This is a genomic window from Pseudomonas sp. K5002, assembly GCF_013386655.1.
Lineage (GTDB): Bacteria > Pseudomonadota > Gammaproteobacteria > Pseudomonadales > Pseudomonadaceae > Aquipseudomonas.
On the sequence record NZ_JACARK010000084.1, the window covers coordinates 1 to 20471 of the forward strand.

Below are 20471 nucleotides of genomic sequence, written 5' to 3' on the forward strand. Positions count from 1 at the left end.
CGGGCTCGCGGTGATGCAGCGGGCTCATGGCGTTGTACAAGTGGGTAAAGCTGGTGGCCCCGGCGGCGAGGGCGGCGACACCTTCTTCATAGCTGCCCAGGGTGTGGCCGATCTGCATGCGCACGCCACGTTCGCTGAGGGCGCGGATCAGGCCGTCATGGCCGGCGATTTCCGGGGCAATGGTGATCACCCGGATCGGCGCCAGGCGCAGGTATTCTTCGACTTCGGCCATCAAGGCGGTGTGGGCGAAGTTCGGTTGTGCGCCGAGTTTTCCCGGATTGATGTAGGGGCCTTCCAGGTGCACGCCCAGGACGCGAGCGGTGCCGGTCGGGCGGCTTTCGCAATAGGTGCCGATTTCGCCGAGCACGCGGGTGATTTCGTCCACCGGCGCGGTCATGGTGGTGGCCAGCAGCGAGGTGGTGCCAAACCGCACGTGGGTGCGGGTGATGGTGTGGAAGGCGTCGGTGCCTTCCATGATGTCTTTGCCGCCACCGCCGTGCACGTGCAGGTCGATAAAGCCTGGCAGCAGGTACGGCAGGTCGTTGTCAGCCGGGTTGCACGGGCTGCCTTCTACGGCAGTGACCTTGCCGTGCTGGTGCACCAGGCGGCCGCGAATCCAGCCGTGTGGCGTGAGGATATTGTCTTCGGACATGGGCAGTTCTCTAAATTCGCAGTTCAGCGGAATAGTCGTGGCGGCGCAGTTCTGCGACGAAGTCGTAGTAGTCGTTGCGGCAGTAGGTGTCGGTGATTTCAATCGGGGTGTTGTCGGCGGTGTAGCCCACCCGGGTCATCAGCAGCATGGCGGTGCCAGGGGCGATGCCCACCAGGGCTGCGAATTCGTCCGAGGCGTTGATCGCCTGGATGTGTTGCAGGGCGCGCACGATGGGTTTGCCGATGCTTTCCAGGTATTCGTACAGCGAATTGCCGATGGCCTGCGGGTGGGGGAGGACGGAGGCGGGCATGGCGGTCATTTCAATCGCCATCACCGTGTCGTCGGCCTTACGCAATCGCTTGAGCCGCGCGACTTTGTCGCTGGGTGACAGGCCCAGGCGAATCAATTCTTCATGGGTCGGCGGGGTGATGTCGCGCTCGAGCCATTGGGACGTCGGTACAAAGCCCTTGAGCCGGAGCATTTCGCTGAAGCCCGAGAGGCGCGACAGCGGTTGTTCCAGGCGTGGCGTGATGAAGGTCCCGGAGCCTTGGCTGCGACGGATCAGACCTTGTTCGAACAGCACTTCCAGCGCCTTGCGGGCGGTCACCCGGGAAATGCTCAGTTGCTCGCTGAGGGCGCGTTCCGACGGCAATGCCTGCTCGGATTTCCACTGGCCGGCATGAATCGCGGCTTCGAGGTTGCGGGCCAGTTGCAGGTACAGCGGCGTCGATTGTTTATCGTCGGGGCGCAGGGCCAGGATGGGGTTCATCGTGTCGGTTTCCGATGCGGTTATTGGAGTGTTGTCGCCCGGTAGTGATCGCAAGCTAATACCACTTAAATACCATGTCAATGCAGCGAAAACGGTGCAGGCGAGCGTTTGCGGGCGCCTTAATAGTGCGCCAGTTCAAGTGGTATTAGAGAGGTCTTTATTTCAGGCAGAAGCGCGCAGCTTGCCGAGGTGAACTGGTATTCACCGGCAGGCCACCCATGGGGCGGGAATTTTTTTTGAATTATTTTACGAGGGGCAGGAAATTACGGACGAATCTCGATCATCGTGCCGTCTTTCACCAGGTTCCAGACTTCGCGCATGTCGACATTGCGCATGCCGATGCAGCCGTCGGTCCAGTCCAGGGTGTGGAACAGCTCTTCGGGGTAGTCCTCGGCGTCGGGGGTGCCGTGGATCATGATCATGCTGCCGGGCTTGACCCCTTCGCGGCGGGCGCGCGCGGAATCGCTGATATTGGGGTAGGAGATGTGCATGGCCAGGTTGAAGCGGTCGCTGGTCTTGCGCCAGTCGATCCAGTAGAAACCTTCCGGGGTGCGGCGGTCGCCTTCCATCAGCTTGGTGCCCTTGGGGTTCTTCCCCAGGGAAATGCGGTAGGTCCTGAGGGGCTTGCCGTCATTGATCAGTTGCAACTGATGGGCAGACTTGAGCACCAGGATTTTCTCGACGGGTTTGCCCCCCAGGATCACTTGGGTGGAGGCTGGCGACAGCGTGGCAAACGACAGGCAGATCAGAGCAAGCAACCAACGCATTGAAACGGTATCCCCTGAAAAGACTACGTGCCGCCTGGATTGTTATTTGGCCAACTGGGTCAGCGGCGGCACCGATTCGCTGCGCACCGGATACGACTGTTGCCGACGGTCAGCAAAAAAGCATTCTAAGGTACGCCCGACCGTGCGGAAAGCCAGCTCGGACCAAGGGATGTCGGCTTCATCGAATAGGCGCACTTCAAGGCTTTCGGGGCCGGCGGCAAAATCCAGGTCGATCAGTTCGGCCCGGTAGAAGATGTGCACCTGGCTGATGTGCGGCACGTCGATCAGGGTGTAGATGCTCAGGTTGCGCACCCGGGCGCAGGCTTCTTCCAGGGTTTCGCGCATGGCGGCCTGTTCGACGGTCTCGCCGTTCTCCATAAAGCCGGCGGGCAAGGTCCAGAAACCCAGGCGCGGCTCGATGGCGCGCCGGCACAGCAGCACCTGGTCGCCCCACACCGGTACGGTGCCCGCGACGATATTGGGGTTCTGGTAGTGAATGGTCTGACAGTGATCGCAGACATAACGCAAGCGTGCGTCGCCTTCGGGAATGCGCTGGGTGACCGGTTTACCGCACTGGCTGCAGAAGTTCATGCTGGGGTTCCTGGAGAGTGCGCCTATCTTGGCGTGACCGGGTATGGGCTGCAAGTTGTCGTTTAGCGACATGGCCAGGGTTTTGGGGTTGGGCGTGCGCAAGGTTTGGTGCATGATGCAAGGTAGCCAACAGACCGAGATGACTCATGCTGGACGAGCTACTTCGCCGGGTAAGCAATCATACGCCACGCACGCTGGAGACCGACGGTCGTTTCCCGGAAGCGGCGGTACTGGTGCCGATCACCCGCAGTGACGAACCCGAGCTGATCCTGACCTTGCGCGCCAGCGGGTTATCCACCCATGGCGGCGAAGTGGCATTCCCTGGCGGGCGCCGCGACCCGGAAGACCCGGACCTGATCTTCACCGCGCTGCGCGAAGCCGAAGAAGAAATCGGCCTGCCGCCGGGCCTGGTGGAAGTCATCGGCCCGTTGAGCCCGCTGATTTCCCTGCACGGTATCCGTGTCACGCCTTATGTAGGCGTTATCCCCGATTACGTCGAATACCTGGCCAATGACGCCGAGATCGCCGCTGTTTTCAGCGTGCCCCTGGAGTTTTTTCGCCAGGACCCGCGCGAACATACCCACCGTATCGATTACCAGGGCCGCAGTTGGTATGTGCCCAGTTACCGGTTTGGCGAATACAAGATCTGGGGCCTGACGGCGATCATGATTGTCGAGCTGATCAATCTGCTCTATGACGATGCCGACATCAGCCTGCATCGACCGCCGAAAAGCTTCATCAATACCTAAGAGCCAGATGGCCATCGTTCCTGCCGTGAGGATCCACCTATGAAATACCGCCTGGGCGACGCCCGAGTCGAAACCCATCCCAACAGCTGGGTGGCCCCCAATGCCACGCTGGTGGGCAAGGTCAAGCTGGAGGAGGGCGCCAACGTCTGGTTCAACGCGGTGTTGCGCGGCGACAACGAGCTGATCCTGATCGGCAAGAACAGCAACGTGCAGGACGGCAGCGTGATGCACACCGACATGGGTTACCCGCTGACCCTCGGCACCGGCGTGACCATCGGCCATAACGCCATGTTGCATGGCTGCACCGTCGACGATTACAGCCTGATTGGCATCAATGCGGTGATTCTTAACGGGGCGAAGATCGGCAAGCACTGCATCATCGGCGCCAATTCGCTGATCGGCGAGGGCAAGGAAATTCCCGATGGTTCGTTGGTGATGGGCTCGCCGGGCAAGGTGGTGCGGGAGCTGACCGACGTGCAGAAGAAGATGCTTGAGGCCAGCGCTGCGCACTATGTGCATAACGCCCAGCGGTATGCCCGTGATCTGGTTGAGCAGGAAGAATGAACCCGGTAGAACGACCCGTCGCCTCGCCGTGCGTGAGCATTTGTGCGCTGGATGACGATGATATCTGCACTGGCTGCCAGCGGACGGTGGATGAAATCACCCGCTGGAGTCGCATGGACAATACCGAGCGCCGGGTAGTGCTGGGGTTGTGCCATGAGCGGGCGAAGGCGAGTGGGCTGGTGTGGATGATTCCCGGTAAATCCGGCGCCTGATCGCTAGGGGCGGCACTTAATGTGGCGAGGGAGCTTGCTCCCGCTGGGCTGCGAAGCAGCCCCAAATCAGACGACAGGATTACTTCAGGTACACCGCTATCGCCCTTTCCGGGGCCGCTTCGCGCCCCAGCGGGAGCAAGCTCCCTCGCCACATTGATGGGTTGTGAAGTACCCTGTGCCCCTTGTTCACAGGTCCCTCGCCCCATGTTCTTCCTGATTGCCTACATCAGCAGCGTCGTGCTGATCAACTTCGCCTTTTCCACCGCTCCGCACCTGGATGTGATCTGGTCCGCCTGGGGCGGTTTGGTATTTGTCCTGCGGGACATGGTGCAAACCCGTTTCGGCCATGGCGCGATCATCGCCATGCTGGCGGCGCTGGTGCTGTCCTATATCACCTCCGATCCGTCCATCGCCCTGGCCAGCGCCACGGCGTTCGCGGTGTCCGAATGCATTGACTGGCTGGTGTTCAGCATCACCAAGCGCCCACTCCACGACCGCCTGTGGATAAGTTCGGCGCTGAGTATCCCCCTCGATACCTTCATCTTTTTCGGCCTGATCGGCGCCTTGACGCCCGCGGTCGCCGGCACTGCCCTGGTGTCGAAATTCGCCGGCGTTACCGTGGTGTGGCTGGCCATGGCCTGGCGTTTGCGCCGGCAGCGCGTCGCCAACTGAAGCCAATCTTTACAGTTCATGTAAAATGCCGGCCTTTCTCCCCACGATCCGCTCCCCTGAGGACCTGAGATGACCCGAATCGGAACTCCATTGTCGCCAACCGCGACCCGCGTAATGCTGTGTGGCTGCGGTGAGCTGGGCAAGGAAGTGGTAATCGAACTGCAACGCCTGGGCGTTGAAGTGATTGCCGTGGATCGCTACGCCAACGCACCGGCCATGCAGGTTGCCCACCGCAGCCACGTGATCAACATGCTCGATGGCGCCGCGCTGCGTGCCGTGATCGAAGCCGAAAAGCCGCACTTCATCGTGCCGGAAATCGAAGCGATCGCCACCGCCACCCTCGTGGAGCTGGAAGCCGAAGGCTTCACCGTGATCCCGACCGCCCGCGCGACGTTGCTGACCATGAACCGCGAAGGCATCCGTCGCCTGGCCGCCGAAGAGCTGGACCTGCCGACCTCGCCGTACCACTTCGCCGACACCTTCGAGGACTACAGCAAGGCCGTCACCGACCTGGGCTTCCCGTGTGTGGTCAAGCCGGTGATGAGTTCGTCGGGCAAGGGCCAGAGCCTGCTGCGCAGCGCCGATGACGTGCAGAAAGCCTGGGATTACGCCCAGGAAGGCGGGCGTGCCGGCAAGGGCCGCGTGATCATCGAAGGCTTTATCGACTTCGACTACGAAATCACCCTGCTGACCGTGCGCCACATTGGCGGCACTACCTTCTGCGCGCCTGTCGGTCACCGTCAGGAGAAGGGCGATTACCAGGAATCCTGGCAGCCACAGGCCATGAGCCCGATTGCACTGGCGGAATCCGAGCGCGTTGCCAAGGCGGTAACCGAAGCGTTGGGTGGTCGTGGTCTGTTTGGCGTCGAGCTGTTTATCAAAGGCGATCAGGTGTGGTTCAGCGAAGTGTCGCCGCGCCCCCATGACACTGGCCTGGTGACCCTGATTTCCCAGGACTTGTCGCAGTTCGCCCTGCATGCGCGGGCAATTCTCGGCCTGCCGATCCCGTTGATCCGTCAGTTCGGGCCTTCGGCTTCGGCAGTGATCCTGGTGGAAGGCAAGTCGACCCAGACGGCGTTTTCCAACCTGGGTGCAGCCTTGAGCGAGCCGGATACGGCGTTGCGTCTGTTCGGCAAGCCGGAAGTGAATGGCCAGCGCCGTATGGGCGTGGCGTTGGCGCGGGACGAGTCGATTGAGGCAGCGCGGGCTAAAGCCACTCGTGCTTCGAAAGCGGTTGTTATAGAGCTGTAACCCCCCGCCGATCGTTCCCACGCTCCGCGTGGGAATGCCGCGCTGGACGCTCCGCGTCCGCTCTTAAGGGCGTGACGCAGAGCGTCACCGGATGCATTCCCACGCAGAGCGTGGGAATGATCATCATTAGGCGACCTTGTTCAAATCGTTATTGCGCGTCTCTTTCAGGCACAGCACAGCAATCAAGCTGATCACCGCTGCCGCCGACACATACCCGCCGACATAACTCAAACCGCCCATCGCCACCAGCTTGGTCGCGAAGAACGGTGCCGCCGACGCACCCACGATCCCACCCAGGTTATACGCCGCCGAAGCACCGGTATAACGCACGCGGGTCGGGAACAGTTCCGGCAACATCGCGCCCATCGGGGCAAACGTCACGCCCATCAGGAACAGCTCCAGCGCCAGGAACAGTGCCACGGCCCAGGTTGAACCGTGGGTCAGCAACGGCTCCATGGTGAAGCCGGAAAGGATGGTCAGGATCGCACCGACAATCAGCACCGGCTTACGCCCGTAACGGTCGCTGGCCCACGCCGCCAGCGGCGTCGCCGCGCCCATGAACAGCACCGCGAAGCACAGCAAACCCAGGAACGTTTCACGGCTGTAGCCCAGCGTAGACACGCCATAGCTCAGGGAAAACGCGGTGGTGATATAGAACAGCGCATAACACACCACCATCGAGGCTGCACCCAGCAGTACTGGCAGCCAATGCTGGCTGAACAATTCCACCAGCGGCACTTTCACCGGCGCTTCCTTGGCCACGGCGTTCGCGAACACCGGCGTTTCATGCAGTTTGAGCCGTGCATACAGCCCCACCATCACCAGCGCCGCGCTGAGAATGAACGGAATGCGCCAGCCCCAGCTGCGGAACTGTTCGTCGCTCAGGCTCATGGCCAGGATCAGGAACAGCCCGTTGGCCGCCAGAAAGCCGATCGATGGCCCCAGTTGCGGGAACATGCCGAACCAGGCGCGTTTGCCCTTCGGGGCGTTCTCGGTGGCCAGCAACGCCGCGCCGCCCCATTCGCCGCCAAGCCCGAGGCCTTGGCCAAAGCGCAGCACGCAGAGCAGGATCGGTGCCCAGGCGCCGATGCTGTCATAACCGGGCAGCAAGCCAATCAGCGTGGTGCACACGCCCATCAGCAGCAAGGACGCCACCAACGTCGATTTACGGCCAATCCGGTCGCCAAAGTGGCCGAACAGCGCCGAACCCAACGGCCGCGCGATAAACGCGATACCGAAGGTCAGGAACGAGGCGAGCATCTGCGCCGTGCCGGAGGTTTGCGGGAAGAACACCGGGCCGATCACCAAGGCTGCGGCAGTTGCGTAGATATAGAAGTCGTAGAACTCGATGGCGGTGCCGATGATGCTCGCGGTGGCGACCCGGGCCGTCGAGTTGGTCGGGGCGGCGGTCGCCGTCTCGTTATAGGTGGTGCTCATTGAGGTATCCCTGACGGTCATTGCGCGTTTGGACGCGGGTTATTATTGGTCGAACACCCATGGATCAGGGTTGTGCGCGGGGCGGCTCGGGATGGGAGCAAACACCGGTCAGACACGGTAAAACGCTGCCTGGACGCGCTCAGTGCGGGTAGCACGCGGTCGGGCGGGGCTTGGGTAAGCCGCCCGATTATAGGAAGGGGTTTGCGGATCCAACAAGGGGCTTAAGCGGCAACCGGCACCGTGCTGGTGTGCCAGATCAACACCTTGGCGACGCGGTTGTCCTCGGTCTCGAGGATTTCCAGGCGATAGCGGCCGATTTTCAGGCACACGGCGCAATCCGGAATGGTCTCCAGTGCTTCGGTCACCAGGCCGTTGAGGGTCTTGGGGCCGTCGCTGGGCAGGTGCCAGCCGAGGGTTTTGTTCAAGTCACGGATCGAGGCGGCGCCGTCGATCACGTAGCGGCCATCCAGTTGGGGCTGGATGTGCGGGTTGTCGAGGTGCTGCTCGTTTTCGAACTCACCGACGATTTCTTCAAGAATGTCTTCCAGGGTCACAATGCCCAGCACTTCGCCGTATTCATCCACCACCATGCCCAGGCGGCGCTGTTGCTTGTGGAAGTTCAGCAATTGCAGTTGCAGCGGCGTGCTTTCCGGGACGAAGTAGGGCTCGTGACAGGCGGCCAGCAGGGCTTCCTTGGTCAGGCTGGCGTCCGGCAGCAGGTGGCGGATCTGCCGCGTGTTGAGCACCGCCTCGACCTGGTTGATATCGCTGTGGAACACCGGCAGCCGGGTTCGGGTGGAAACCCGCAGTTGCTCGATGATTTCCTCTACCGGGTCATCCAGGTTGATGCCGTCCACTTCGCTGCGGGGCACCAGGATGTCGTTGACGGTGATGTTGTCCAGGGCGTGGATGCCCGGCATGCCCGGCGCGCGGGTGTTGGGGATTTCGGCTTCCGGCTCGTCGTCCTGGTCCGGCTGCGGCTCGTCGCTCTTCTTGACCAGCCCGGGCTTGCGGGTGAACGGGCGCAGCAGCAACAGGCTGACACCGTTGAGCAGCCAGGCCAGCGGATAAAGGATTTTCAGCGGCACGCTCAGCAAGGTATTGCCGAAGCCAAGGATGGTTTGCGGGTGGCGAGTGGCCAGGGCGCGCGGTAGATAGTCGGCCAGTACCAGCAGTACCGCGCTGGAGATCACCCAGCCGAGCCACGGGCCGTTTTGCGCCCAGGCGTAGATCGCCAGCAGGGTGCAGAGAATCACCACCACGGCGCGGCACAGGGTGTTGCAGAGGATCAGGCTGTTACGCGGGAAGTTCAGGCGGGCGGCGGCTTTGTCACCCTGGCGGGTGCCGGGGCGCAGGGCCAGCAAATGTTGCTGGGCAGCTTCGATGGCGGTAAACAGCGCCGACCATAAAACCAGCAAGGCTACTACCGCAAGCATCGGCCCCAAGGGCAAGTTGTCCATGTCGGCTGCCCGTCAGATATGCAGGATGTATTCGCGAACCAGCTTGCTGCCGAAATAGGCCAGCATCAGCAGGCAGAAACCGGCCAGGGTCCAGCGGATCGCCTTGTGCCCGCGCCAGCCGAGACGGTTGCGGCCCCACAGCAGCACGCTGAACACCACCCAGGCCAGGCAGGCCAGCAGGGTTTTATGCACAAGATGCTGGGCAAACAGGTTCTCGACGAACAGCCAGCCGGAGATCAGCGACAGCGACAGCAGCGTCCAGCCGGCCCAGAGGAAGCCGAACAGCAGGCTTTCCATGGTTTGCAGCGGCGGGAAGTTCTTGATCAGCCCCGACGGGTGCTTGTGCTTGAGCTGGTGGTCTTGCAACAGCAGCAGCAAGGCCTGGAACACCGCGATGGTGAACATGCCGTAGGCGAGGATCGACAGCAGGATGTGGGCGAGGATGCCCGGCTCTTCATCAATGACCTGCACGGTGCCGGTCGGTGTGAATTGCGCCAGCAGCACCGTCAGCATCCCGAGCGGGAACAACAGCACCAGCAGATTCTCCACCGGGATCCGGTAGCAGGCCATCAGGGTCAGCGCGATCACCGCGGCGGCAATCAGGCTGGCAGCGCTGAAGAAATCCAGGCCCAGGCCGACCGGCGTCATCAAGTGCGTGAACAGGCTGGCGGCGTGAGCCAGCAGGGCGAGGACGCCAAGGCCTACCAGCAGGCGTTTGTCGGCCTTGGCGCCTTGGGCCAGACGAGTGCCCTGATAGAGGGTCGCAGCGGCATACAAGATGGCGGCGGCGAGGCTGGGTAGCAAACTGGGTGACAAAGGGAGCATAAATCCTGTTAAGCAGGCCCGAAAGGCGCTGAGTTTGGCATACACCTGCGTAACACGAAAGACTCTCAGGCCAGACAGCGGGTGTGCATGGCGACAGTCTTCGCTATAATCCGCGACCTGCCCACGCCGCAGGCTCGCCGAGCGCTGTTTTTAATAGCGATTTACCACAGCCTGGGCCGCCATTACCTCGGTCTAACAATGCATTTCGATGAATAGGGCCTGAAAGGATCGCGCATGTTTGAAAATCTGACTGACCGTCTCTCGCAGACGCTGCGCCATGTCACCGGCAAGGCCAAGCTGACCGAGGACAATATTAAAGACACCCTGCGTGAAGTGCGCATGGCGTTGCTGGAAGCCGACGTCGCCTTGCCGGTGGTGAAGGACTTCGTCAACTCGGTCAAAGAGCGCGCGGTCGGCACCGAAGTGTCCCGCAGCCTGACGCCGGGCCAGGCCTTTGTGAAGATCGTCCAGGCCGAACTCGAAAGCCTGATGGGCGCGGCCAACGAAGATTTGAACCTCAGCGCCGTGCCGCCAGCCGTTGTGCTGATGGCCGGTCTGCAAGGTGCGGGCAAGACCACCACCGCCGGCAAACTGGCGCGCTTCCTTAAAGAGCGCAAGAAGAAGTCGGTGATGGTGGTGTCTGCCGACGTTTACCGCCCGGCGGCTATTAAACAGCTGGAAATGCTCGCGGGCGAAGTGGGCGTGACCTTCTTCCCGTCCGACCTGAGCCAGAAACCGGTCGATATCGCCCAGGCGGCTATTAAAGAAGCCAAGCTGAAATTCATCGACGTGGTCATCGTCGATACCGCCGGTCGCCTGCACATCGACGAAGAGATGATGGGCGAGATCAAGGCGCTGCATGCCGCGATCAACCCGGTAGAAACCCTGTTCGTGGTCGATGCCATGACCGGCCAGGATGCGGCCAATACCGCCAAGGCCTTTGGTGATGCACTGCCGCTGACCGGTGTGATCCTGACCAAGGTCGACGGCGATGCCCGTGGCGGTGCCGCCTTGTCGGTACGCGCCATTACCGGCAAGCCGATCAAGTTCATCGGTATGGGCGAGAAGAGCGAAGCGCTCGAGCCGTTCCACCCTGAGCGTATCGCCTCGCGTATCCTCGGCATGGGCGACGTGCTCAGCCTGATCGAGCAAGCGGAAGCGACCCTCGACAAGGACAAGGCCGACAAGCTGGCTAAAAAGCTGAAGAAGGGCAAGGGCTTCGACCTCGAAGACTTCCGCGACCAGCTGCAGCAGATGAAGAACATGGGCGGCCTCGGCGGCCTGATGGACAAGCTGCCGAACATCGGCGGCGTGAACCTGGCGCAAATGGGCAATGCCCAGGGCGCGGCAGAGAAGCAATTCAAGCAGATGGAAGCCATCATCAATTCCATGACCCCGGCCGAGCGCCGCGACCCTGAGCTGATCAGCGGTTCGCGCAAACGTCGGATCGCCATGGGTTCCGGCACCCAGGTGCAGGACATCGGTCGCTTGATCAAGCAACACAAGCAGATGCAGAAGATGATGAAGAAATTCTCCGCAAAAGGCGGAATGGCCAAGATGATGCGCGGCATGGGCGGTATGTTGCCCGGCGGCGGCATGCCGAAAATGTAAAGAATTCGAGCAGAAGTTCGCTTCTGCTCCGACCCGCAGGGATGCGGGATCTCCAGCAAACCCGCCATTGGCGGGAGCTGACTTGCCGTTTTAACCGACGGCTCTATAGCAGATCTGAATGGCACGCTGATAGGCGCCAGAAAAAGACATTTGCAAAAGTCCGGATATTCCTTAGAATATGCGGCCTTTCGGGCACCTATGCCCGCTGTGCATTTAGATTTGCAGCACCGACTACAGGAACGATGTTCACATGCTAACAATCCGTCTTGCCCTTGGCGGCTCCAAAAAGCGCCCGTTTTACCACTTGACCGTAACTGACAGCCGCAACCCACGTGACGGCTCTCACAAGGAACAAGTTGGCTTCTTCAATCCGATCGCTCGTGGTCAAGAAGTCCGTCTGTCCGTGAACCAAGAGCGCGTAGCCTACTGGCTGAGCGTTGGTGCACAACCTTCTGAGCGCGTTGCTCAGTTGTTGAAGGATGCATCTAAGGCTGCGGCCTGAGCAATATGAACGCGACGCCAGCGGTTGCTGATGATTTGATCGTTATCGGCAAGATTTATTCTGTTCATGGCGTTCGCGGCGAAGTGAAGGTGTATTCCTTTACTGATCCGACTGAAAACCTGTTGCAGTACAAGACCTGGACGCTCAAGCGCGAAGGTAGTGTGAAACAGGTAGAGCTGGTCAGTGGACGCGGGAGCGACAAGTTCCTGGTCGCAAAGCTCAAGGGTCTTGATGATCGTGAAGAAGCTCGTCTTCTGGCCGGTTATGAGATCTGCGTGCCGCGCAACCTGTTCCCTGAATTGACCGACGGCGAGTACTACTGGTACCAGCTGGAAGGTCTGAAGGTTATTGATCAACTTGGGCAATTGCTCGGGAAAATCGATCATCTTCTGGAAACCGGCGCCAATGATGTAATGGTGGTCAAGCCTTGCGCTGGCAGCCTGGATGATCGCGAACGCCTGTTGCCCTATACCGAGCAATGCGTGTTGGCCGTCGACCTGGCAGCGGGCGAGATGAAGGTGGAATGGGACGCGGACTTCTAACGTGGCTAACCTGCGCGTTGAAGTGATCAGTTTGTTTCCCGAGATGTTTTCCGCCATCAGCGAGTACGGCATCACCAGTCGGGCGGTGAAACAGGGGCTCTTGCAGCTCACCTGTTGGAACCCGCGAGACTACACGACGGATCGACATCACACTGTGGACGATCGCCCATTTGGCGGTGGCCCGGGCATGGTGATGAAGATCAAGCCCCTGGAAGATGCGTTGGTTCAGGCCAAGGCAGCCGCCGGGGAGAAGGCGAAGGTAATTTACCTGTCCCCTCAAGGCCGTCAGCTGAATCAGTCGGCGGTACGCGAGTTGGCGAATCTGGAAGCATTAATCCTGATTGCCGGTCGCTATGAAGGCATTGACGAGCGTTTTATTGATGCTCATGTCGATGAAGAGTGGTCGATTGGGGACTATGTCCTGTCTGGCGGCGAGCTGCCGGCGATGGTCCTGATAGATGCGGTTACACGACTGCTGCCTGGAGCTTTAGGGCATGCGGACTCCGCGGAGGAAGATTCCTTCACGGATGGTTTGCTGGATTGCCCGCACTACACCCGTCCGGAGGTGTATGCGGATCAGCGTGTTCCCGACGTATTGCTAAGTGGCAATCACGCACACATCCGGCGTTGGCGTTTACAGCAGTCCCTCGGGCGGACCTATGAACGACGCGCCGATCTTCTGGAAAGCCGCTCGCTTTCTGGAGAAGAGAAGAAGCTGCTCGAGGAATACATCCTCGGGCGGGACGATAGTTAACAACGTATCGATGGTAGGTCCGACGACTTACCTTAGGAGCACAGCATGACTAACAAAATCATCCTTGCACTCGAAGCAGAGCAGATGACCAAAGAGATCCCTACCTTTGCCCCGGGCGACACCATTGTCGTTCAGGTGAAAGTGAAGGAAGGCGACCGTTCGCGTCTGCAAGCGTTCGAAGGCGTGGTAATTGCCAAGCGTAACCGTGGTGTGAACAGTGCTTTCACTGTTCGTAAAATCTCCAACGGTGTTGGCGTAGAGCGTACTTTCCAGACCTACAGCCCGCAAATCGACAGCATGGCCGTTAAACGTCGCGGTGACGTACGTAAAGCCAAGCTGTACTACCTGCGTGACCTGTCCGGTAAAGCAGCTCGCATCAAGGAAAAACTGGCTTAAGTCCAGCTTCCCGATGCAGAAAAAAGCAGCCTACGGGCTGCTTTTTTGTTGCCTGAAATTTGTCCATTTCCCCGGTATCTATTCATGACTCCCCGCCTCGAAGAAATTCAGCGTCGCACTGACCTTAAAGCCGTTTTCCGCTTTTGTGGCGAGGGAGCTTGCTCCCGTTGGGCTGCGCAGCGGCCCTGAAACCGGCAATAGAAGTCTCTCTGTTGGACCTCAATGGTCAATCAGGGCCGCTTCGCGCCCCAGCGGGAGCAAGCTCCCTTGCCACAGATTATTTGCCCGCTTTCATTGATGTGTAGCGGCCCGTGCTGCGATAGGATCTACCCGACATCGCCATTTTCCCTGCTTGAGCCCTCATGCCCGCCATCGACCACCCGCAGATAGATCGCTTCCTCGACGCCCTCTGGCTGGAAAAAGGCCTGTCGGACAACACCCGCCAGGCTTACCGCAGCGACCTCGCGTTGTTCAATGGCTGGCTGCAGGAGAAAAACCTCGAGCTGCTCGACGCCGGTCGCGAGCTGATTCTCGACCACCTGGCCTGGCGCCTGGAGCAAAACTACAAGCCTCGCTCTACTGCGCGTTTTCTCTCAGGCGTGCGTGGCTTCTATCGCTACCTGCTGCGGGAAAAGCTGATCGCTGTCGACCCAACCCTGCAAATCGACATGCCACAGTTGGGCCGGCCACTGCCCAAATCCCTGTCGGAAGCCGACGTCGAAGCCCTGCTCGCAGCCCCCGACCTGAGCGAAGCCATCGGCCAGCGCGACCGTGCCATGCTGGAAGTGCTGTATGCCTGCGGCCTGCGCGTCACCGAGCTGATCAGCCTGACCCTGGAACAGGTCAACCTGCGCCAGGGCGTATTGCGCGTAATGGGCAAGGGCAGCAAGGAGCGCCTGGTGCCCATGGGCGAAGAGGCGATCGTGTGGATCGAACGCTACATGCGCGACGCCCGAGCCGAGTTGCTCAACGGTCGGCCCAGCGATGTACTGTTTCCCAGCCAGCGCGGCGAACAGATGACCCGCCAGACCTTCTGGCATCGCATCAAGCACCAGGCCAAGGTTGCCGGCATCGGCAAGTCGCTGTCGCCCCACACCCTGCGCCACGCGTTCGCCACGCATTTGCTCAACCACGGCGCGGATTTGCGCGTGGTTCAAATGCTCCTGGGCCACAGCGACTTATCCACCACCCAGATCTACACCCACGTGGCGCGGGCACGTTTGCAGGAGATGCACGCCAAGCACCATCCCCGTGGATGAAAAACACTTCGGAAAAAGCCCAATTTCCCCGCGACTGGCTGCCCTGCGGCCCAACTGTGGTAGGCTTTGCCGGTTCGCAAAGGGGACGGCCCAAACCCGTGTTTGAAGATCGGTGTTCCTGCTCCCGTCCCTGCATCTGCCTTCAGGAGTTCCCATGCGCTTGACCCAGATTTTTGCCATCGTAGCCATTGCGTTGGTCTCAACCTTTGCCGTCGCCGACGACGCCGCAGAGAAGACAATCCGCAAGAGCCTGGAAGCCCTCCAGCTCGACACCCCGATTGAAAGCATCAACGCCAGCCCGATGGCCGGCCTGTACGAAGTCAAGCTCAAGGGCAGTCGCGTGCTGTACGCCAGTGCCGATGGCCAGTACATCGTCCAGGGCTACCTGTTCCAGCTCAAAGACGGCAAGCCGGTGAACCTCACCGAGAAAGCCGAGCGCCTGGGCGTGTCCAAGCTGATCAACGGTATTCCGGTGGCTGAAACCGTGGTTTACCCGGCCATCGGCGAAACCAAGACCCACATCACCGTGTTCACCGACACCACCTGCCCGTACTGCCACAAGCTGCATGCCGAAGTGCCTGAGCTGAACAAGCTCGGCGTTGAAGTGCGCTACGTGGCGTTCCCGCGCCAGGGCCTGGGTTCGCCGGGTGACGAGCAGTTGCAAGCCGTCTGGTGTTCGGCCGACAAGAAAGCGGCCATGGACAAGATGGTCGATGGCAAGGAAATCAAGGCCGCCAAGTGCGCCAACCCGGTTTCCAAGCAGTTCGCCCTCGGCCAGTCGATTGGTGTGAACGGTACGCCGGCCATCGTTTTGGCTGACGGCCAGGTGATTCCGGGCTACCAGCCTGCGCCGCAAGTTGCCAAACTGGCACTGAACGCAAAGTAAGCATTATCGTCGAGCCTTGACGATCATGATCCGCCGACAGTTCGGCGGGTCATTAATAGAGAGCCGCAGTTGTGCGGCTGTTTTCACGGCCGACCTTGAGTCGGCCGTTTCATGGGGAGTTCTTCAGTGAAACCGGTCAAAGTAGGCATCTGTGGGTTAGGGACCGTCGGTGGCGGCACCTTCAACGTACTTCAGCGTAACGCTGAAGAAATTTCCCGCCGTGCAGGGCGTGGGATTGAAGTGGCACAAATTGCCACGCGTACGCCAAAGCCTCAGTTCCAAACGACCGGTATTGCGATTACCAACGATGTCTTCGAAGTCGCCACCAACCCTGAAATCGATATCGTCATCGAGCTGGTAGGCGGCTACACCGTGGCCCGCGAGCTGGTGCTCAAGGCCATCGAAAACGGCAAGCATGTGGTCACTGCCAACAAGGCGCTGATTGCCGTGCACGGTAACGAAATCTTCGCCAAGGCCCGCGAGAAGGGCGTGATCGTGGCGTTCGAAGCCGCCGTGGCCGGTGGCATCCCGGTGATCAAGGCGATCCGTGAAGGCCTGTCCGCCAACCGTATCAACTGGGTGGCCGGCATCATCAACGGCACCGGTAACTTCATCCTCACCGAAATGCGTGAGAAGGGCCGTACCTTCGAAGACGTGCTGGCCGAAGCCCAGGCCCTGGGTTACGCCGAAGCCGATCCGACCTTCGACGTGGAAGGCATCGACGCTGCCCACAAGCTGACCATCCTGGCGTCCATCGCCTTTGGTATCCCGCTGCAGTTCGACAAGGCCTACACCGAAGGCATCACCAAGCTGACCACCGCCGACGTGAACTACGCCGAAGCCCTGGGCTACCGCATCAAGCACCTCGGTGTGGCGCGCAGCACCCCGGCCGGTATCGAGCTGCGTGTGCACCCGACACTGATCCCGGCCGACCGCCTGATCGCCAACGTCAATGGCGTGATGAACGCCGTGATGGTCAACGGTGACGCTGCCGGTTCCACCCTGTTCTACGGCGCCGGCGCCGGCATGGAGCCGACCGCTTCCTCGGTGATCGCCGACCTGGTGGACGTGGTGCGTGCCATGACCAGCGACCCGGAAAACCGCGTGCCGCACCTGGCCTTCCAGCCGGACTCGCTGTCGGCCCACCCGATCCTGCCGATCGAAGCCTGCGAAAGTGCCTACTACCTGCGCATCCAGGCCAAGGATCATCCGGGCGTGCTCGCCCAGGTGGCCAGCATCCTGTCGGAGCGCGGCATCAACATTGAATCGATCATGCAGAAGGAAGTCGAAGAACAGGACGGCCTGGTGCCCATGATCCTGCTGACCCACCGTGTGCTGGAGCAGCACATCAACGACGCCATTGCCGCGCTTGAAGCGTTGCAGGGCGTGGTTGGGCCGGTGGTGCGGATTCGCGTCGAACACCTGAACTAATCGTTTTGCGGCAAGGGCCCCACGCGTTCGGCGGCCCTTGTTCAAGCATGCTCTAGAGGAGCCAGTCATGCGTTATATCAGCACCCGCGGCCAGGCACCGGCCCTGAATTTCGAAGACGTTCTGCTGGCCGGTCTGGCCACTGACGGCGGCCTGTACGTGCCGGAAAACCTGCCACGCTTTACCCAGGAAGAAATCGCTTCGTGGGCCGGCCTGCCGTACCACGAGCTGGCGTTCCGGGTCATGCGCCCGTTCGTCACCGGCAGCATCCCGGATGCGGATTTCAAGAAGATCCTGGAAGAAACCTACGGCGTGTTTTCCCACAGCGCCATTGCCCCGTTGCGCCAACTGAACGGCAACGAATGGGTCCTGGAGCTGTTCCACGGCCCGACCCTGGCGTTCAAGGATTTCGCCCTGCAACTGCTGGGTCGCCTGCTGGACTATGTGTTGGAAAAACGCGGTGAGCGCGTGGTGATCATCGGCGCTACTTCCGGTGATACCGGCTCGGCGGCGATCGAAGGCTGCAAGCACTGCGAAAACGTCGACATCTTCATCCTGCACCCGCACAACCGCGTGTCGGAAGTGCAGCGTCGGCAGATGACCACGATCTTCGGCGAGAACATCCACAACATCGCCATCGAAGGCAACTTCGATGACTGCCAGGAAATGGTCAAGGCCAGCTTCGCCGACCAGAGCTTCCTCAAGGGCACCCGCCTGGTAGCGGTGAACTCGATCAACTGGGCGCGGATCATGGCCCAGATCGTCTACTACTTCCATGCTTCCCTGCAGTTGGGCGGCCCGGCGCGTTCGGTGTCGTTCTCGGTGCCAACCGGCAACTTCGGCGACATCTTCGCCGGTTACCTGGCACGCAACATGGGCCTGCCGATCAACCAGTTGATCGTCGCCACCAACCGCAACGACATCCTGCACCGCTTCATGAGCGGCAACCAGTACGTCAAGGAAACCCTGCACGCCACACTGTCGCCGTCGATGGACATCATGGTCTCGTCGAACTTCGAACGCCTGCTGTTCGACATGCACGGTCGCAACGGTGCTGCCCTGGCCGGCCTGATGGACAGCTTCAAGCAAGGTGGCGGTTTCAGCGTCGAGCAGGAGCGCTGGACCGAAACCCGCAAGCTGTTCGACTCCCTGGCGGTGGACGACGCAGAAACCTGCGAGACCATCGCCGAAGTCTACGCCCAGACCGGCGAGCTGCTGGACCCGCACACCGCCATTGGCGTCAAGGCCGCGCGCGAATGCCGCCGCAGCCTGGACATCCCGATGGTGATTCTCGGCACCGCGCACCCGGTCAAATTCCCGGAAGCGGTAGAGAAGGCCGGGGTTGGCAAGGCGCTGGAATTGCCGGCGCACCTCACCGACCTGTTCGAGCGTGAAGAGCGTTGCACGGTATTGGCCAATGACCTGAAAGCGGTACAGGCGTTTGTCAGCCAGCATGGCAATCGCGGCAAGCCACTCTGAGCCAACGGCTTTGCGTGGTGGATCAAGCCCGTCTTCGTGACGGGCTTTTTCATTCTGGCGAGCCATACTTGTGCGGCGACCAACAAGAATAATCAAGGAAACCCAACCGGTGTATTTATCGACCCGAGCACACGCGTGGCTGGCATGTGTGCTGCTGCTTGGCCATGGTTCGGCAAGCCTCGCGGCTGTCAGCCTGCCGTTCAAGCTGGTGCCGGCGTTCATTGCCCTGGAGCCCATGCCCCTGACGGCCAGCGAGCAGCAATGGCTGGCGGCCCATCGGCCACTGAGAGTGGGCATTTCGATTGATGACTATCAGCCGATCGATATCACCCGCGACCGCAATCGCTACCAGGGCATCAGCGCCGATTACCTGAGCCTGATCGGCGCGCGTCTGCATGCACCGATGCAAGTCCTGGGTTTTGCCGAGCGGGCGCAGGCGGTGGAGGCCCTGCGGAGCGGCGCCATCGATATTCTCACCAGTGCCAACGGTTACGAGCGTGATGTGTCGGGGTTGCGCTTTACCGAAGACTACATGCCGGACCGCTCGGTGGTGGTCGTGCGCCGGGATGACAGCACCCAGAACGAGGACCTCAAGGACAAGAAGCTGGTGTTGCTGGACGGTTACGCCAACGTCAAGAACGTCCATCAGGCGTATCCCGGCAGCCACATCATGCTGGCACCGAATCTCTACAGTGGCCTCGAAGCGCTGAAGCAAGGTGATGCCGATGCGTTTATCGGCAACGAAGTGATCGTGCGCGCCTATAAATCGCTACGGCCCTACCTGGGCTTGCAGATCAAGGTGGAAAGCCGGCTGGCGCCCATCGGCTTTGCCTTTGCCACGCGGGAGGCCGACCCTCTGTTGGGGACGCTGATGGACCGGGCGCTGGCGAGTATTGATGAGTCTGTGCGGCGGGAGATCCTTGCGCGCTGGACCACCGGACTGGGGGTGGGCATTGCCGCCGAGCGCATCGCCTTGTCGGCCCCGGAGCGGGCCTGGGTACTTCAGCATCCGCATGTGGTGGTGGCGTCCCAGCAACTGTCTCCCTATGTATTCAAGGACAAGGACGGCCAGTGGGTGGGGCTGAATGTGGACTTGCTCAACCGCATTTCACGCATGACCGGCCTGCAGTTCGTGATGGAGGAAGTGTCCTCCACGGCACAGACCCTGGGGTTGCTGGAAACGGGCAGGGCGGACATGAACACCACCCTGGCCGAGAATCAGGAGCGCAAGGCCTTTCTCGATTTCAGCCATGGGTTCGGGGGCTCAGGCTGGGTGTTTATCCAGCGCGCTGACGCACCGCCAGTGGCCAGTTTGAGCGAGCTTTCAGGCAAGGTGCTGGCGCTGCCGGCACGCCATGTCCTGGAGGGATATATTCGTCGCGAGCACCCCGGGATCAAGCTGCAATCGGTGGATAACTACGTCCAGGCCCGTGAGCTGGTAACGCAGGGTCGCGCGGCGGCGACTATCCAGAGTGAAGTGGAAGTGCAGAGTTACCCGGCCGATGAGTTGCGCATCGGCCGCAGTGTCGAGGGCAAGTGGTCGGCCAACAGCCTGTCGGTGCGCAAGGATCAACCGGAACTGCTGAGCATTTTGAACAAGGCGCTGGAAGCGCTGCCGGTCGCGGAGCTGAGCGCCCTGCGTTTGCGTTGGCTGGGGACCGTAC

The 20471-nt window shown here is 60.9% G+C and carries 22 protein-coding genes; 15 read left to right on the forward strand and 7 right to left on the reverse strand.

Translation table 11 applies throughout. The features are described 5' to 3' along the window. The 4 genes from HX846_RS05090 to HX846_RS05105 all read right to left on the reverse strand — a co-directional run. Positions 1–652: N-acetylglucosamine-6-phosphate deacetylase (locus tag HX846_RS05090; protein ID WP_178965063.1), on the reverse strand; the 652-nt coding region annotated here is incomplete at its 3' end. Between the two features lie 10 nt (positions 653–662). Beyond that, entirely contained in the window at positions 663–1421 is a 759-nt protein-coding gene (locus HX846_RS05095; RefSeq protein WP_003209609.1) for a GntR family transcriptional regulator, read from the reverse strand. Between the two features lie 263 nt (positions 1422–1684). Continuing rightward, positions 1685–2188, reverse strand: a complete 504-nt coding sequence (locus HX846_RS05100) for a murein L,D-transpeptidase family protein (protein ID WP_003209608.1) — start codon at positions 2186–2188, stop codon at positions 1685–1687. 42 nt (positions 2189–2230) lie between these two features. Then, entirely contained in the window at positions 2231–2779 is a 549-nt protein-coding gene (locus HX846_RS05105; protein WP_003209606.1) for an NUDIX hydrolase, read from the reverse strand. A 146-nt stretch (positions 2780–2925) separates the two neighbouring features. On the opposite strand from HX846_RS05105, the gene HX846_RS05110 reads away from it, so the two are divergent. From HX846_RS05110 to purT, 5 genes are all read left to right on the forward strand, one after another. Next, entirely contained in the window at positions 2926–3528 is a 603-nt protein-coding gene (locus HX846_RS05110; RefSeq protein ID WP_076017515.1) for a CoA pyrophosphatase, read from the forward strand. 39 nt (positions 3529–3567) lie between these two features. Next, positions 3568–4092, forward strand: coding sequence for a gamma carbonic anhydrase family protein (locus tag HX846_RS05115; protein WP_008438249.1), 525 nt, complete (start codon positions 3568–3570; stop codon positions 4090–4092). Further along, a complete protein-coding gene (locus HX846_RS05120; RefSeq protein ID WP_008438244.1) occupies positions 4089–4304 on the forward strand; it encodes a DUF1289 domain-containing protein in 216 nt (71 codons plus the stop codon). The genes HX846_RS05115 and HX846_RS05120 overlap by 4 nt, the downstream gene beginning before the upstream one ends. Before the next feature lie 204 nt (positions 4305–4508). Next, positions 4509–4976, forward strand: a complete 468-nt coding sequence (locus HX846_RS05125; RefSeq protein ID WP_003209599.1) for a hypothetical protein — start codon at positions 4509–4511, stop codon at positions 4974–4976. 69 nt (positions 4977–5045) lie between these two features. Then, complete coding sequence (gene purT, locus HX846_RS05130; protein WP_178902992.1) at positions 5046–6227, forward strand: formate-dependent phosphoribosylglycinamide formyltransferase; 1182 nt, start codon at positions 5046–5048, stop codon at positions 6225–6227. 126 nt (positions 6228–6353) lie between these two features. Here the strand turns inward: purT and HX846_RS05135 are convergent, their stop codons facing one another. The 3 genes from HX846_RS05135 to HX846_RS05145 all read right to left on the reverse strand — a co-directional run bounded on the left by HX846_RS05135 (position 6354) and on the right by HX846_RS05145 (position 9949). Continuing rightward, positions 6354–7664: an MFS transporter gene (locus tag HX846_RS05135; RefSeq protein ID WP_003209595.1), complete on the reverse strand. Its 1311-nt coding sequence runs from the start codon at positions 7662–7664 to the stop codon at positions 6354–6356. Positions 7665–7885: 221 nt separating this feature from the next. Continuing rightward, on the reverse strand, positions 7886–9124 hold the full coding sequence (locus HX846_RS05140) for a transporter associated domain-containing protein (protein ID WP_177027901.1): 1239 nt from the start codon (positions 9122–9124) through the stop codon (positions 7886–7888). A gap of 12 nt (positions 9125–9136) precedes the next feature. Next, the gene (locus tag HX846_RS05145; RefSeq protein WP_010176828.1) at positions 9137–9949 is read right to left on the reverse strand and encodes an inner membrane protein YpjD; all 813 of its coding nucleotides are present in this window, start codon (positions 9947–9949) and stop codon (positions 9137–9139) included. Positions 9950–10183: 234 nt separating this feature from the next. Here HX846_RS05145 and ffh point away from each other — a divergent pair, with 234 nt between their 5' ends. The 10 genes from ffh to HX846_RS05195 all read left to right on the forward strand — a co-directional run. After that, a complete protein-coding gene (gene ffh / locus HX846_RS05150; protein WP_003209589.1) occupies positions 10184–11560 on the forward strand; it encodes a signal recognition particle protein in 1377 nt (458 codons plus the stop codon). A 250-nt stretch (positions 11561–11810) separates the two neighbouring features. Then, positions 11811–12062 (forward strand): 30S ribosomal protein S16, encoded by a 252-nt coding sequence (gene rpsP / locus HX846_RS05155; RefSeq protein WP_003209587.1) that lies wholly within the window; start codon positions 11811–11813, stop codon positions 12060–12062. Positions 12063–12067: 5 nt separating this feature from the next. Beyond that, positions 12068–12604, forward strand: coding sequence for a ribosome maturation factor RimM (gene rimM / locus HX846_RS05160; RefSeq protein ID WP_003175898.1), 537 nt, complete (start codon positions 12068–12070; stop codon positions 12602–12604). A gap of 43 nt (positions 12605–12647) precedes the next feature. After that, a complete protein-coding gene (trmD, locus tag HX846_RS05165; RefSeq protein WP_236260845.1) occupies positions 12648–13358 on the forward strand; it encodes a tRNA (guanosine(37)-N1)-methyltransferase TrmD in 711 nt (236 codons plus the stop codon). Positions 13359–13403: 45 nt separating this feature from the next. Continuing rightward, entirely contained in the window at positions 13404–13754 is a 351-nt protein-coding gene (gene rplS, locus HX846_RS05170; protein ID WP_003175895.1) for a 50S ribosomal protein L19, read from the forward strand. 362 nt (positions 13755–14116) lie between these two features. Next, positions 14117–15013 (forward strand): site-specific tyrosine recombinase XerD, encoded by an 897-nt coding sequence (gene xerD / locus HX846_RS05175; RefSeq protein ID WP_177020419.1) that lies wholly within the window; start codon positions 14117–14119, stop codon positions 15011–15013. Between the two features lie 154 nt (positions 15014–15167). Continuing rightward, entirely contained in the window at positions 15168–15899 is a 732-nt protein-coding gene (gene dsbC, locus HX846_RS05180; protein WP_178965064.1) for a bifunctional protein-disulfide isomerase/oxidoreductase DsbC, read from the forward strand. 126 nt (positions 15900–16025) lie between these two features. Then, on the forward strand, positions 16026–17330 hold the full coding sequence (locus tag HX846_RS05185; protein ID WP_003209580.1) for a homoserine dehydrogenase: 1305 nt from the start codon (positions 16026–16028) through the stop codon (positions 17328–17330). A 67-nt stretch (positions 17331–17397) separates the two neighbouring features. Continuing rightward, the gene (gene thrC, locus HX846_RS05190) at positions 17398–18807 is read left to right on the forward strand and encodes a threonine synthase (protein WP_008438237.1); all 1410 of its coding nucleotides are present in this window, start codon (positions 17398–17400) and stop codon (positions 18805–18807) included. Between the two features lie 154 nt (positions 18808–18961). Continuing rightward, on the forward strand, positions 18962–20471 hold a 1510-nt coding region (locus HX846_RS05195), incomplete at its 3' end, for a transporter substrate-binding domain-containing protein (protein WP_218645388.1).